Source organism: Streptomyces sp. CA-278952, from assembly GCF_028747205.1.
In the GTDB taxonomy this organism is placed as follows: Bacteria; Actinomycetota; Actinomycetes; order Streptomycetales; family Streptomycetaceae; genus Streptomyces.
This window is the reverse complement of sequence record NZ_CP112880.1, coordinates 3,663,525-3,676,815: the sequence shown is the minus strand read 5'-3', so window position 1 is coordinate 3,676,815 and position 13,291 is coordinate 3,663,525. Positions and strand designations below refer to the sequence as shown.

The window sequence follows — 13,291 nt, the reverse complement described above, 5'->3', positions numbered from 1 at the left end:
CACGGCCGTGTCCAGGGCGGGAACGGGGGAACAGGTGCGAGCACGGGAGCGTGCGGACGACCTTCTGCTGATGCACCGGCTGGCCCGCACCGGCGGAACCGCCGAGCTGCTGCGCTGGCTGGCCGGGCGGGCGGGCGGCTGGGCCGGGCTCGTCGGCCCGGACGGGACGGTGCTGCACGCGGCGGCCCGTACGGCACGGGTGGTGGTTCCCGACATCGCGGGGCTCGTCGCCGAGGGCGCGAGCGCCCTCACGGAGCGCGCGGCCCGGGCGTACTCCCTCGACACCGGCGCGCACACCGCCCTGCTGTTCCCCCTGAACGCCGACGACCGCGCGGCCCCCGTGCTCGCCGTCGTCACCCCCCGGCCCGTGGCCGCCGGACTCGCCACGCTGCTGGCCGACGTGGTCCTGCCGCTGTCCCTGTGCCGGCAGGCCGAGACCCTGGAGCGCAAGCGCCGCCGGGTCGACCTCGCCGAGTCGCGGGGCCGCGAGGCGGTGCTGCACCTGCTGATGACGGGCCAGCTCTCCATCGCCCAGCAGGTCGCCGGTGCGCTGCGCCCCCGGCTGCCCGATCCGGTACGGGTGTGCGTCGTGGAGTGCGCGGGCGACGGCCGCGACGAGGTGGCCCGGATCTGCCTGGACGCGGACGGCGCCCGGTCCTGGATCGTGCGGTGCCCCGTCTACGCCCGCCACCTCATCCTGGTGATGCCCGCGCAGGAGCCGCAGGAGGGGGCCGCCCCGACCGACGAGGCCGTCGCAGCCCAGGTCGGCGACTGTGTCGTGGGCGTCAGCGAACCCGTGCCGCTGGCCGACACCGCGACCGGCTACCGCCAGGCCTTCCACGCCCTGGCCGTCGCCCGCGAACTACCCTCCCGGCACGCTCGGTTCGGGATCTCGCCGGATCCCGCGCTCGTCGTCGGACCGGCCGGGCGGCAGTGGGCGCACGACCTGCTGACCCCGCTCCTGACCCATGTGCCGCGCCGCGCGCAGGACCCCGGGGCCCAGGAGCTGGCGGCCACGGCCGGCTCCTGGCTGGCGTTCTCGTCGCACGCGACCGCCCACCTCAAGGTCCACCGCAACACCCTGGCCGCCCGGCTGCGGCTCATCGGCGAGCTGCTCGGCCTCGACCTGCACCGGCTCGCTGACCAGGCCGCCCTCGACCTGGCCCTGCGCGTCCGCGCCACCCCCGCCCCGGCGTGCACCACCGAGCCCGCCCCGTACGCCCCCACCGGGGCCGGTACGCGAGAGGCGGCGCGGGCGCTCGACGAGGTCCTGCGTCGCCCTGCCGTACTGCACTGGGCCGACCAGCAACTGGCCCCCGTCCTCGGGGCCGAGGAGACCCTGCGCACCTGGCTGCGCTGCGAGGGCCGCCTGGGGCCGGCCGCCGCCGAGCTGGGCATCAGCGTGCCCGGCGCCCGCAAACGCCTCACCCGGCTCGAAACGGTCCTCCAGCGCTCGCTGTTGCGGCCCCCGAGCGCCCGCTACGACCTGTGGCTGGCGCTGAGGGCCCGCGACCTGGGCGCGGCGGCCTGAGGAGCTGTCCCGCTGTTCGTACGCCCCCCTCCTGCGGGCCGGGGGCCGGTTGCTCCCGTGGGCCTGCTCAGGCGCTGAGCATCGGGTGTGTCTCCAGCAGCGCCTCGGGTACGGCGAAGGCGCGGGTGAGGGTCAGCGCGTGCGGTTCCAGGAAGATGAGGACCGCCTCGACCGCGTCGGGCAAGCCCTCGACCTGATGAGCCGTCAACCGGCCGCGTGCCAGCAGGTCCCCACTGTGCGCGGCGACCCGGCGCAGCGCGAACAGGGCGTGCAGCCCGCGCAGCAGGTCCGCCGGCAGCCCGGAGGGGGCCTGGTCGGCGGCGGTCAGCAGGGACTCGGCTGCCAGCCGGTGGACGTGTGCGTCGGCCAGCGCCACGGCGGGCGTCACGGTCGCGTTCCATCGGGCCAGCGGCGACGCGGCGCGCTGCCGGAGCCGGGCTTTCGCACGGGCGTGGGAGATGCGCTCGATGTCGGCCAAGAGGTCCTGGAGGAACTGGGGGTCGGTCAGCTCCCGGCCCCCGGGTGGGATCTCGCTCTCCGGCTTGAGGTCGACGCCGCCGAGCAGCATCTCTCCCCCGGCTTTCTGCATGATGACCTGGTTGTCACCCTCGGCCGTGATCGTGCCCTCGATGGAGGCGAGCTGGAGCGCGATGCCGTTCGCCTGGATCAGGCCCTGGGCGCCGCACCGTTCGCGGCACTCGGTCATGACCGCGCGGGCCCGCCAGGTGATCCATGCCTTGCTGATCGCTGTCAGCCGCTCGTACGCCTCGCGCTCCTCGCCGGTCGCCCGGTCCCACTGCCGCACGACCGACCGCTGGAGCAGCGTGGCGGCGTAGGTCGTCGCCGCGGCGTCGAGCAGAGGGGTGTGGTGCCCGCGGTGGGCGATCAGCGGGACGCGCTGGCCGTTGGTCATGCCCGAGGTGACCCGGGTGTGGGCGTAGCGCATGGCGATGTCGAGAGCGTGCCGCATGACGCCGAGGCTGTGGGCGGTCATGCAGAGCTTGCCCATCGTGACTCGTCCGATGGACTGGAGGAACCGTCGGCGGGGGCTTCCGAGCGTGCTGGTGAACTCGCCGGCGGGGGTGAGGTGGCCGTGGTCGCCCTGGAGGAGAGCGCTGTGCGGGAGGCGGACGTGGTGGAACGTCGTGGCGCAGTGGTCGACGGGGCTGCTGGCCGTCTGGGGCAGCGGCCGCACCTCCACACCTGGCAACGGGCTGCCGTCGCTGTCGCTGAGCGGTGTCAGGAACAGGAAGACGCCGTGGTCGGTGCCGTCGACGATCAGGCGGGCAGCGACGACGGCCCCCTTCGCCCCACCGGCCGGGCTGGTGTTGGGCATGAACTTCGCCGCGGCGGGTGTGGGGGTGTTCAGCACGAACCCGCGCGTCGCCCGGTCGTATGTCGCCGTGGTCTCCATGTGCGCGGCATCGTTGCCATGGGCGATCTCGGTGCAGAGGAAAGTCCCTATGCGGTCTCCGCGGATGTACTCGCTCAGGTCCCGCCCGGCCGCCTCGTGGTCTGCCAGGCTGCCGAAGAAGAGGTTGTAGTGGATGGCCACGATGGTCGCCATGCCCGGGTCCACCGCACCGGCCCACTCGTGGATGGCGGTGAGTTCGGCCGGATCGTTCGCCAGGACCTGCGGTGCCTCCACGGCCTCGTTGACCAGGCGGAGTCGGGCGTAGCTCAGGTCTATGCGTTCTCGGTGGGTCAGCCCCTCCTCGAAGCGGAACGGGGCGGAGCTGAAGAGGTGCCTCCATCGCTCGTGAGTCGTGCCCAGCTGACCGGCGAACAGGGCGTCGGCGAGGGCGGTGGAGGCGTGTGCGGTATCCGGGATCTGAGAGTCAGTCACACGGAAGAAAACTAGCCTGATCGATCACGTCTGACGGGGTGATGATCAACACGATTGAGCTGGGCGAAAACACGGTAGGTGCCTGCCTCGTCACTCGCTTCCGCCTGACGCGGGCAGCCGCCGTTGGACGATCGATTCCGCCTGGTGCCCGCAGCCGATTCACTGCTGCGTGGCGGACAGCTCACTGCTCCGGGGCGGCGGGCCGTCGCACCTCGAAGTGGAAGCATCCGTACTCCAGTGCCCTGACGTGTACGAGCACCACGTCCGGATCGTTGAACGCGTCGTCGAAGGCCGCGTCGAAGCCGGCCGTGGCGTCGGCCGGGATCTCCAGGAGGCGGCCGCCTGCGATATGGCCCCGTGCGTCGTAGCGCCGCACGGTACGCAGGGCTCCCGGCCGAGCGAAGGGGTAGCCCTCGCCGGGAGTGAACCCGCCGCAGTCGTCGGCATGGATGAAGACCGGGCCCTGTTCGTCGTACGCGCCCGGGTCTGCGCCCCTCGTGGTGGCCCAGCGGCGCAAAGGGGCGTAAGAAACAAGGGCTATCCGCTCGCCGAGCGTGACGGGGCGCAGGCAGCAGCGCAGCGGAGAGCCCGCGTCGTCGCCGGTCGCGGTGTACGGGGCGCAGGGGCGGCCCGCGTCGTCGAGGACCCGCAGTTCCTTCAGGACGGCCGGGTCGACAGGGAGCACGGTGTAGGTGGTCATGCGCCCATGCTGAAGCGGCGCGCGGGCGGTTGCTGGCAGAAAACGGACGTCGCGTTGGTGCGTGCCCGCGCAGAAGGCCGGCAGTCGTCACTCACCGCACCACGATCCGCGGCGCCGCCCCTGCGCCACCTCACGCCCGAGCGGCGTCAGGGCGTGCACCACCTCGCAGCCCCTGCGCGTACTGGTGATGAGCCTCGCCCTGCGCAGCACCGACGCGTGCTTGCTCGCGCTCGCGATCGACACACCGATCCGCACGGCCAGCTCGCCCGTCGAGCACGGTGAGGACAGCGCGCACAGAGCCATGGCCCGTGTGCGGCCCAGCAGTTCGGGCAGGCCGTCCAGGGTGTCCGCACCGTCGGAGCGACGGCTCGCGGGGTAGACCAGAACGGGAGGGAGGCCGGGGTCGATGAGCGTGATGGGACGCCCCGTGCAGAAGAAGGACGGGATCAGCGAGATACCGCGGCCGCGCAGGTGGAGGTCGCCGTCGCGCGGATAGTCGGCGATCAGCGTCGGCGGTTCCCAGCGGATGCAGGGCGACAGCGCCCTCAGTAGCCGTTCCGCGCCCCCTTCCAGCAGATCCCGGCTGTGGTGCGCGCGGTGGTTGTGCACCGCGTCGTCGATCAGTCGCCGTTGTGGGGCGAGGAGTTCGCTGAAGTAGACGGCAAGGGCGGCGTCGAGCTCCTGCCGGGCGGCGCGGTCGCCTTCCGCGAGCCGCCGGAGCCGGTCGGGCGGCTTTCGCTGCGTGCAGCATGCGGCTAACTCGGCGCGCACGCGTTCCGTCGGCGTGGCGAGAATCAGGTCACGGGCTATCTCCATTCCGCCTCTGTGGGGTGGGGTCAGAAAGTCGGGGAATTTCCCCCGGTCCGGCACCAACGCGGTGAGCAGGCGGATCGGCTCTCTCAGGTCGCTTCTGGCCAGCCGGCTGCGCACGTGCTCCCGCCACGGCGCGTGGTCGGGGGCGGGTCGCGGGGCCTGAAGTGCATGCAGGCTGGTGACCAGCTCCCACATGGGGTCGGGGCGGGGAGCCACCGTGATGCGTGTCAGATCGTCTGCTGTGAAATGGATACGGAGTTCCATGGATCCCCCGAATGAACACATCCGTTTGCCGTGCGACGAAAACCCTTGGACCCGTCTTCACGGGCTTCTTCATCATCGATGGAGAAGCTCCTGAAGGAGCGGGGAAGGACCCAAGACCGACCAGATGGGGGAAAACGCGCATGCGTCAGTTTCGGAGCACCATGAAGAGGACAGCGATGGCCGCCACGGCGCTCGCCACCGGCGCCGTACTCACGTTGGGCGGATCGGCCACCGCGGTGGAGGCGGCGGCCACGATCCACGGCTGCCCGTCCGGTGCGGTCTGTCTGTATCCCAACGCGAGCTGGAACGGCGACAGGCCGAGCCACGCGTTCTACTCGTACGGGACCCACAGGATCTACGACCAGATCGGCATGAAGCGCTGGTTCAACAACCAGACCGGCGGCGCCAAGGCGTACCGGTGCACGGGCTCCAACGGCACCGGCTGCGGGGGCAACCAGGCGGCCGGCACGTACTACGACTACGACTTCACGCCGATCAACTCCGTGAAGCTGGCCGCGTGACGGAGTCGCGCCTTTCGTGAGCGGTCTGCCTCCTGGCGTGGTGGTGATGCACGCCAGGAGGCAGGCCGCCGAAGTGGTGGTGCCGGGCTGTCAGCCCGTCCAGCCGAGGAACGCGGACCAGGCGTCCGGCGCGACGGCGAAGGCGGGGCCTGCGGGCACCTTGGAATCACGGACGTGGACGGCGTGGGGGCAGGTGGCCACCTCGATGCAGTCGCCGCCGCTGGAGCTGCTGTAGGAGGACTTGTGCCAGTCGTAGGCGACCTCGATGCAGTTGCCGCCGCTGTCGCTGCTGTAGCTCGACGTGAACCATCGGAGGGTGCTGCTCATTCCACTACTCCTGCCAACCGCTTGATGAGGTCCAGCGATTCACGAGGACCCAGAGCCTGTGACCGGATCTTCGCATAGCGCTGAGCGTAGGTGCTCACCTTTGCCGGGTCGCTGATCAGCAAGCTCTCGTCCTGCACCTCCAGATAGACGAGATGCTCGTGCGCCGGAGTCTCCACCAAGTTCATCTCGCCGCGAGCTCCTGCGTACTCCCCATACTTACCGGCGTCCAGCGGCAGCACCAGCAGTGTGACATTGCGGCGACGGGCACACTCCACGAGGTGGAGCAGCTGCTCCCGCATGATCTCCTCGTCGCCGATGACCCGGCGCAGGACGGACTCGTCGATGATGATCTCGATCATCGGGACCGGCTCCCGGTCGAAGAGCGCCTTGCGCTCCATCCGCAGCTGGACCAGCTCCTCCACGCGCTGGTCGGAGAGCGGCGGGCATCCGCCGCCGATCAGCGCACGCGCGTACGCCTCCGTCTGGAACAGCCCGTGGATGACGTTCGTCGCGAACAGCTGAAGGCTCAGTGCCGCCTGCTCCAGTAGCGCGTAGTCCTGGAACTGGAGCGGATACCTCTCCATCCGCATGTACCGCCGCGCGCTCTCGAACATGGCGGCCCCGTTGCCGAATACCCGTCCCAATTCGACCAGCATCGCGTCGCTAGCGGGCTGCGCGCACGTCTCCATGGCGCTCACCGCCGCTGCCGAGTAGCCCAGCTCCAGGCCGAGCTGTTCCTGTGTCCACCCCCGCTGGATACGCATCGTCCGGACCACTTCCGCCACCATGAGGGCCATCGGGCTCGCGGTCTGCTTGTTCTCAGCACTCGCCATTACGCGATCTCTTTTCGACTCAACCGAACTCAACCGGTCATTACTCGAAGTCGTTGAATTCCACCCCACTTCACAGAAGTTCGAGCAGGTCAACGGCTGTACGACGCACCTCGGCAGGTACGGAGAACGCTAGGTGATCGGGGTCACAATCGTCTCGTGAACGCACTTAATGGTGGGCTGAGGGCCGAGTGGATTCCGGACTCCGGATTTCACCTTCGCAAGGCGGGCGTGCAATTCGACGCCGTCCGCGTGGACGGCGACGACGGGCGGCGGCTGGCCGACCTGATGGAGGAGTTGGTCGGCGGCGAACCGGGACCCGTCGTCACCGAGTCGAACGGCCGGCGCGGGGTGTACTTCCTCGTGCCGGCGGGCTCCACGGCCGGGCGGCCGTGGCCGCGCGCGGTGACGACGTTCAACGGGGCCACGGGTCGGATCAGTTATGTTCCCGTACCGGCGCTCGGGGGTGACACCTGGCCGCTGATGTGGCGGTACCCGCCCACGCGCGCGGGACGGTTCGTGCACACGCTGATTCTGTTCAACGCGGCGTACACGTTACTGAGTTGAGCGGCCCAGGTACGTCACGGGTCCCGCGTCCGAAACGGCGATCTCGTGGAAGCCGACGCGGTCGTAGAAGGCGCGGGCCCGGGTGTTGGCGGTGAGCATGCCCAGATGGACCGCCTTGACGCCCTGCCCGTGCAGGGCGGCGAGGAAGGCCTCCATGAGCCGTCGCCCGTGCCCGGACCGCTGGTGGGTCGGGAGCAGGTCGATGTGCAGGTGGGCCGGATAGTCGGCCAGCTCCGGCACGATCATGCGCTCGGGGTCGTGCATCAGGGCGGTCATCCGCTCGGTGGGGGACGCGGGTTCGCGTACGGGGGCCGGGTAGCGCTCGGCGAGGCCGGGGAGCCATTCGGCGCGGTAGCGGTCGACGAAGGACGCGGTGTCCGCCGTGCCGAGGATGTAGCCGACCGCGCGCCCGCCGTCCTCGACCACGAACGCCAGCTCCGGCTCCAGGGCGGCGTAGGGCGCGGCGAAGATGTTCGGCAGCAGGCCCGGGTCCGGGTAGAGGTGGCGGGCGTCCCCACCCTCGTGCCCCGTGCGTACGCAGATGTCGAAGAGGGCCTCGCGGTCCTCGGGGCGGTACGGGCGCAGCACGGCCGACGGAGAAGTCATGCGGGGATCCTTCAGGTGCGGGAGCGCTCCCGCAAGGGGTTTCGGTCCTGTTCTCCCGAAGCTGCCGCGAAGGGGCACGTAGATCCGCGTGAGGCTCGGCTCCCGGCTCTGTGCGCTGAGGTGAGAGCGCAGGGGGCGCAGGGGGCCTTTCCCGATGGGTGAGGAGGCAGCAGGCAGGAGAGCTGCTGGTGGGTGGGCGCGCGCCCTCGATCGCCGCCCACCCACCCTGTTCCCCAGCGCGTCTCACCCGACCTCGGTGCGGTGGAGGTGGTGTGTATGACTACCGCGGTGTGGAGTCCTGCCGCCGGCCCGGTTTTCGGTGCGCCTGGCGCCCGTGGAGAAGCCGGAGTCGTGGCTGAGGCGGTGTTCAGACGGCCGCGTGAATGGCGTCACGCATCTTCTGCTCGGTCCGCTCCTGCGCCTCGGTGCGTTCGATCGTGTCCGACAGGGCGTGCTGCGGGATGACCACGATGCCGTCGTTGTCGCCGATGATGGCGTCGCCGGGGTTGCAGACGATGTTGCCGCAGGCGACCGGGAATCCGATACGGCCAGGGCCGTTCTTCCACGGGCCGGCGGGGGAGATGCCCCGGGCGTAGACGGCGAGGCCCTGCCCGGCGAGTTCGTCGACGTCTCGGATGGAGCCGTCGACGACGATGCCGGTCACCCCCTTGGCGAGGCAGATCTCGCCGAGGATGTCCCCGAAGACGGCGCGGTTGGTCTCGGCGTTGGCGTTGATGACCAGGATGTCGCCGGGGAGGGCGTCGTCGAGGGCGCGGTGGATGGCGAGGTTGTCGCCTTCACGGGCGTGAATGGGAAGGACCGTGCCCGCGAGGCGTGGTGAGGGCGTAACGGGGCGGATGGGCGACGCCATCATGCCCAGGCGGGACTGGGCGTCGCCGATCAGAGCCACCGGGTACTGGGCGAGCTTCTTCACTTCGTCGAGGTCGGCGCGCGGCCACGGCGGGGCGATCTCGATGTTGTCGGTGGGGGCCTTGATGAACAACGGAGGTCTCGATTCTGGTCGTGCGGCGGGATGCGCTCAGCGCCTGGCTCAGGCCGCGGAGGCCGGGTGGTTGACGGCGTGCTGCGGCGTGCCGCCGGTCAGAACCTGCTGGATGCACTGCAAGGCCTGGGTGCCGGCGGCGAGCAGGGACTGGGTGGTCTGTCCGCCCACGTGCGGGGTCACGATCAGGTTGTCGAGGTGACCGTTGCGCGCGGTGATGCCGTCACTGTGGGGCAGGGGGTCCTGCATGTCGGCGGACTCACCCTCGATGACGTCAAGGGCGGCGCCGCCAAGGTGCCCGGACTCCAGGGCCAGCAGCACGGCCGCTTCGTCGATGAGCGCACCGCGTGCGGTGTTGATGAGTACGGTGCCGGGGCGCATGCGGGCGATGGCGTCGGCGTCGATGATCCGCTTGGTCGCCGCGGTGAGCGGCGCGTGCAGGCTGAGCACGTCCGACTGGGTGATGAGTTCATCGAAGGCGACGAGTTCGGCGCCGTACTGTCGGACGAACTCCGGGGCCACGTAGGGGTCGCACACGAGGACGGGCATGCCGAAGCCCCGTGCGATCTCGGCGGTCAGGAAGGCGATGCGGCCGAAGCCGAACAGGCCCAGGGTGCGGCCGTGCAGCTCGAAACCGGTCAGGCCCGGCTTGATCGCCGACCACTGCCCCGCGGCGGTACCGGCGGCCGCGGCGGGGATGCGCCGTGCGAGTGCCAGCGTGAGGGCGAAGACGTGCTCGGCGACGGAGCGGGCGTTGCTGCCCGGTGTCACGGTGACCCACACGCCGCTGCGGGTGGCGGCGTGGATGTCGACGTTGTCGGTGCCCACCCCGTGCCTGGCGATGATCTTCAGGCGTGGTGAGGCTTCGATCTTGTCCGCGGTGAACTGCTCGGCGCGCAGCATGACGGCGTCGACACGATCCTGGACGGCCGCGTACGGGGTTGCCGAGGGGCCGTAGCCGAGGTGAACCTCGCCGATCTCGCGCAGTTGGGCGAGCACGTGCGTGTGGATGGCGTCGGAGACGTAGAGGGACGTCATGCGTTCTGGTCCGTTCGGTCAGAGAAGGGCGGTCAGGCGTAGAGGTGGTCGCGCGAGGCGCTGGGGCGCATGAGACCGAGGACGACGGCGAGTCCGAACAGGCCGAAGAAGACGAGGATGTAGGCGGGCACCAGGGTGCTGCCGGTGGAGTCGATGAGCCAGGTGGAGGCGTAGGGGCCGGCGCCGCCGCCGATGACGGCGCCGACGCTGTGGCCGAAGGCGACGCCGGTGTGGCGGACCTGGACGGGGAAGAACTCGGGCATGGCGGCGTAGGTACCGGCCTGGCACAGCGCGTAGGGGATCATGCCGAGCAGGAGGCCGGCGATGGCCAGACCCACCGATCCGCGTCCCATGAGCCAGAAGGACGGGATGGTGAGGGCCACGTAGGCGATGTAGGAGACGATCAGGACCCGCTTGCCGCCGACGCGGGAGCCGAACTGGCCGCACAGGGGGATGAAGACGGCGGCCGCGAGGACGGCGAGCAGGACGATGGTGGCGGCTTCGCCTTCGCTGAAGTCGAGGACGCTGCTCAGGTAGGAGGCCACGAACACGGTGCCCACGTAGGTGCCGACGTTCTGCACGGTGGAGATCGCCATGACCTTTCCGAGCGGGCCGGGGTAGTCGGCCATCAGTTCCTTGAACGGCTTGCGGTCCGGGCGGGCGGAGCGGTCGGCCGACTGGGTGTCGCGGAACTCGGGGGTGTCCTCGATCTTCAGGCGCAGGTACAGACAGAGCAGGCCGAGCGGGACGGCGAGCAGGAACGGGATGCGCCAGCCCCACGACTCCATGGCGCTCTCGGGGATCAACGTGGCGGCGAGGGCGGCCATGCCGGCGGCGCAGGCCTTGCCGAACACGGCCACGCCGGGGATGAAGGAGATGTAGAGCGAGCGGCGTTCCTTGGGCGCCCACTCGCGGATGTAGCTGGCCGCGCCGCCGATCTCGCCGCCGGTGGAGAAGCCCTGGAGCATGCGCAGGATGATGAGCAGGATCGGGGCGGCTACGCCGATGCTGGCGTAGCCGGGGAGCAGGCCGGTCAGAGCGGCGGCCAGACTCATGAGGCCGATGCTGGCGATGAGGCTGACGCGACGGCCGGCGCGGTCGCCGAGGCGGCCGAAGAACAGTGCGCCCAGGGGGCGGACGGCGAAGGCCGAGCCGAAGACCAGGAACGTGTTGAGCAGGCCGACGGTCGGGTTGTCACTGGGGAAGAAGACGATCGCGAGCGTCGCGGCGACGTAGCCGTAGACGCTGAAGTCGTAGTACTCGATGAACGTGCCGAAGGCAGCGACCGCTGTCGCCTTCTTGGCCTTGCGCCGGTGTTCCTCGGTGGCGGGCGGGCTCACCCCTGCAGTGTCTGTCGAGACTGACATCTCGCACCTCCCTGTGCAAAAAATGGGACACTGTCCTGTAAAGCGTTCAGTGAGTGTCTGGCTGGGATTGGCCTGGTGTCAACCCCTTGCCGCAAGGCAGGAGAAACGTTGGCGAAACAACTGACCGCCCCTCTGAGCAGCAACGACATCGCCCGCAAGACCCGTGGGGCGCCGCGTAAAATGGCCGAGCCGCCCGGAACCGCGGGCGCGACAGGACGGGGAGGCCCGCAATGCTGACGTCGCCACGGAGCCCGCGAGCGCGCGCCGACCGGCGCGTCGTATGAGCGGATCGGCCGTCAACGACCGGCTCGTCGTCACCCTTGACGCCCTCACCCGCCGACCGGTGAACGAGCCGTGGGGCGTGCGTGAGCTGGCTGCGGAAGCACACCTGAGCCGCAGTACCGTCCATCGTGTCCTGCAGGCTCTCACCGAGTGCGATCTGGCCGCCCAGACCGCCAACGCCACCTACAGCTTCGGGCCGCGCCTGCGCGTGCTGATGGACAACGTCCACCGCACTCACCCACTGTTCTGCCAGGCCCGACCGCTGGCGGAGCAACTCGCGGCCACCTGCGACGCCACCATCCTTCTGTCGCTCTACGACCCGATCCGCACCGAGGCCTTCGTCGCCCTCGCCGCCGTGCCGGACGGACCACTGCGCTATCGGCTCGACCCCGGAAAGATCATTCCCCTGCACGCGGGCGCGGCCGGCCGCGCCATCCTCGCCGAACTGGGACCCGAGGTTCTCGAACGCCTCGACCTGATCGCCTATACCGCGGACACCGTCACCGACCGCGCCACCCTGGCCCGGTCAACCCGGCAGTCGCACCAGGACGGCATCACGATCAGCATCGGTCAGCACGTCGCCCTGGCTGCGGGAGTCGCAGCACCACTGCGCGTAGCAGGACTCACGGGCGCGATTTCAGCCACGCGCCTGCGACATGAAACCACGACCGAAGACCTTGAGCGCTTCGCGGTACACGTACGAAACACCGTCGACGAGATCAGCCGGCTCGCCCGTGAAGCCGTGCCCGCGGCCCAGCACACTGCGGAGCCTGTCTCGCTGACCGGCCGCGGCGTCGACGAAAGAGGATCGGCCGCGGACCGCCTCGAACGATTGCTGACCGCTCTGGCCACCGGCGCGCCCCTCCCCACGGGAGGCCGCGCGCTGGCCCGCCTCCTGAGCGGCAACCCCGCCACCGCCGCCCGTCTTCTGGACGCCGCCTATGCGACAGGGCTGGCCGCACCCCGCGATGACCAGGCCCAGGTCGGCCCTCTGCTCCTGCGCTGGGCGGCATCACTGGGTTCGCTGCCCTCCGCCGGCGTGATCGCCGCACCTGTGCTTGAAGCCCTGGCCCATGAGACCGGCGAAACCATCGGCCTTACCGAGTACAGGCCCGCGACCCGCACCGCCCACATGACCACCGTCGTCTCGGGCTCCAAACCGATCCACTACAGCCTGCCCACCGATACGGAAACTCCGCTTGCCGCAGGCGCCGCAGGTAAAGCCATCCTGGCGTTCCTGCCCGAGAACACCCTGTCCCAGCTGCCCCTGGTGATGTACACCGACAACACTCCACTGGACCGCACGCACATCAGCGACGATCTACGGCAAGTACGCGAACGCGGCTGGGCCCAGGGAGACGGAGAGCGCATTGCCGATGCGTTCGGCATCGCCGTTCCCTACTTCATCAACCACTCGGTCGCAGGCTCCGTCACTGCCACCATCCCCCGCCACCAGGCAGAACAGCTCAACATCGACGACCTCATCCGCAGGCTCGCCGAAGCTGCGCGCACCCTCACGCGGCTTCTGTCTCTCCAGTAGGCCCCTGGCCGTCCCCCGTGCCTTACCGCCGTTGCCGCAGCGATCTCGGCGATGCG

At 70.1% G+C, this 13,291-nt stretch carries 13 protein-coding genes; 4 read left to right on the top strand and 9 right to left on the bottom strand.

The genetic code is table 11. The annotated features are described in order from the left end of the window. Nucleotides 1-70 precede the first annotated feature (70 nt). Nucleotides 71-1,531, top strand: a complete 1,461-nt coding sequence (locus tag N7925_RS16400; RefSeq protein ID WP_274346484.1) for a helix-turn-helix domain-containing protein — start codon at nucleotides 71-73, stop codon at nucleotides 1,529-1,531. A gap of 67 nt (nucleotides 1,532-1,598) precedes the next feature. On the opposite strand, the gene N7925_RS16395 is transcribed toward N7925_RS16400, so the two are convergent. From N7925_RS16395 to N7925_RS16385, 3 genes are all read right to left on the bottom strand, one after another. After that, nucleotides 1,599-3,377: an acyl-CoA dehydrogenase family protein gene (locus tag N7925_RS16395; protein WP_274344279.1), complete on the bottom strand. Its 1,779-nt coding sequence runs from the start codon at nucleotides 3,375-3,377 to the stop codon at nucleotides 1,599-1,601. 181 nt (nucleotides 3,378-3,558) lie between these two features. Continuing rightward, nucleotides 3,559-4,077 carry a DUF1203 domain-containing protein gene (locus N7925_RS16390; RefSeq protein ID WP_274344278.1) on the bottom strand — a complete coding sequence of 173 codons (519 nt, stop codon included), beginning with the start codon at nucleotides 4,075-4,077 and terminating at the stop codon, nucleotides 3,559-3,561. An 87-nt stretch (nucleotides 4,078-4,164) separates the two neighbouring features. After that, complete coding sequence (locus tag N7925_RS16385; protein WP_274344277.1) at nucleotides 4,165-4,893, bottom strand: ArsR/SmtB family transcription factor; 729 nt, start codon at nucleotides 4,891-4,893, stop codon at nucleotides 4,165-4,167. 422 nt (nucleotides 4,894-5,315) lie between these two features. On the opposite strand from N7925_RS16385, the gene N7925_RS16380 reads away from it, so the two are divergent. Next, nucleotides 5,316-5,675 carry a hypothetical protein gene (locus tag N7925_RS16380; RefSeq protein WP_416222901.1) on the top strand — a complete coding sequence of 120 codons (360 nt, stop codon included), beginning with the start codon at nucleotides 5,316-5,318 and terminating at the stop codon, nucleotides 5,673-5,675. A gap of 90 nt (nucleotides 5,676-5,765) precedes the next feature. Here the strand turns inward: N7925_RS16380 and N7925_RS16375 are convergent, their stop codons facing one another. Both N7925_RS16375 and N7925_RS16370 read right to left on the bottom strand, forming a co-directional pair. Then, complete coding sequence (locus N7925_RS16375) at nucleotides 5,766-6,002, bottom strand: DUF397 domain-containing protein (protein ID WP_274344276.1); 237 nt, start codon at nucleotides 6,000-6,002, stop codon at nucleotides 5,766-5,768. Then, nucleotides 5,999-6,835, bottom strand: coding sequence for a helix-turn-helix domain-containing protein (locus N7925_RS16370; RefSeq protein WP_274344275.1), 837 nt, complete (start codon nucleotides 6,833-6,835; stop codon nucleotides 5,999-6,001). The genes N7925_RS16375 and N7925_RS16370 overlap by 4 nt, the downstream gene beginning before the upstream one ends. Nucleotides 6,836-6,991: 156 nt before the next feature. Between N7925_RS16370 and N7925_RS16365 the strand changes: the two genes are divergently transcribed. Beyond that, the gene (locus N7925_RS16365; RefSeq protein WP_265600340.1) at nucleotides 6,992-7,399 is read left to right on the top strand and encodes a hypothetical protein; all 408 of its coding nucleotides are present in this window, start codon (nucleotides 6,992-6,994) and stop codon (nucleotides 7,397-7,399) included. Here N7925_RS16365 and N7925_RS16360 read toward each other — a convergent pair. The 4 genes from N7925_RS16360 to N7925_RS16345 form a co-directional block, all read right to left on the bottom strand. After that, entirely contained in the window at nucleotides 7,388-8,005 is a 618-nt protein-coding gene (locus N7925_RS16360) for a GNAT family N-acetyltransferase (RefSeq protein WP_265600339.1), read from the bottom strand. The two genes, N7925_RS16365 and N7925_RS16360, sit on opposite strands and share 12 nt — an antisense overlap. 367 nt (nucleotides 8,006-8,372) lie before the next feature. Next, on the bottom strand, nucleotides 8,373-9,008 hold the full coding sequence (locus N7925_RS16355) for an RraA family protein (RefSeq protein ID WP_274344274.1): 636 nt from the start codon (nucleotides 9,006-9,008) through the stop codon (nucleotides 8,373-8,375). 48 nt (nucleotides 9,009-9,056) lie between these two features. Beyond that, entirely contained in the window at nucleotides 9,057-10,046 is a 990-nt protein-coding gene (locus N7925_RS16350; RefSeq protein ID WP_274344273.1) for a hydroxyacid dehydrogenase, read from the bottom strand. Nucleotides 10,047-10,078: 32 nt separating this feature from the next. Next, complete coding sequence (locus N7925_RS16345; protein WP_274344272.1) at nucleotides 10,079-11,413, bottom strand: MFS transporter; 1,335 nt, start codon at nucleotides 11,411-11,413, stop codon at nucleotides 10,079-10,081. A gap of 280 nt (nucleotides 11,414-11,693) precedes the next feature. Here N7925_RS16345 and N7925_RS16340 point away from each other — a divergent pair, with 280 nt between their 5' ends. After that, nucleotides 11,694-13,235 (top strand): IclR family transcriptional regulator, encoded by a 1,542-nt coding sequence (locus N7925_RS16340; protein WP_274344271.1) that lies wholly within the window; start codon nucleotides 11,694-11,696, stop codon nucleotides 13,233-13,235. The last annotated feature ends 56 nt before the right edge of the window (nucleotides 13,236-13,291 follow it).

What these genes read in the sequence shown, in the direction of transcription:
- N7925_RS16400 (WP_274346484.1), top strand. Translation starts at nt 71, where the DNA reads ATGCACCGGCTGGCCCGCACCGGCGGAACCGCCGAGCTGCTGCGCTGG.
- N7925_RS16375 (WP_274344276.1), bottom strand. Translation starts at nt 6,002, where the DNA reads ATGAGCAGCACCCTCCGATGGTTCACGTCGAGCTACAGCAGCGACAGC.
- N7925_RS16360 (WP_265600339.1), bottom strand. Translation starts at nt 8,005, where the DNA reads ATGACTTCTCCGTCGGCCGTGCTGCGCCCGTACCGCCCCGAGGACCGC.
- N7925_RS16380 (WP_416222901.1), top strand. Translation starts at nt 5,316, where the DNA reads ATGAAGAGGACAGCGATGGCCGCCACGGCGCTCGCCACCGGCGCCGTA.
- N7925_RS16340 (WP_274344271.1), top strand. Translation starts at nt 11,694, where the DNA reads ATGAGCGGATCGGCCGTCAACGACCGGCTCGTCGTCACCCTTGACGCC.
- N7925_RS16385 (WP_274344277.1), bottom strand. Translation starts at nt 4,893, where the DNA reads ATGGAGATAGCCCGTGACCTGATTCTCGCCACGCCGACGGAACGCGTG.
- N7925_RS16370 (WP_274344275.1), bottom strand. Translation starts at nt 6,835, where the DNA reads ATGGCGAGTGCTGAGAACAAGCAGACCGCGAGCCCGATGGCCCTCATG.
- N7925_RS16350 (WP_274344273.1), bottom strand. Translation starts at nt 10,046, where the DNA reads ATGACGTCCCTCTACGTCTCCGACGCCATCCACACGCACGTGCTCGCC.
- N7925_RS16390 (WP_274344278.1), bottom strand. Translation starts at nt 4,077, where the DNA reads ATGACCACCTACACCGTGCTCCCTGTCGACCCGGCCGTCCTGAAGGAA.
- N7925_RS16345 (WP_274344272.1), bottom strand. Translation starts at nt 11,413, where the DNA reads ATGTCAGTCTCGACAGACACTGCAGGGGTGAGCCCGCCCGCCACCGAG.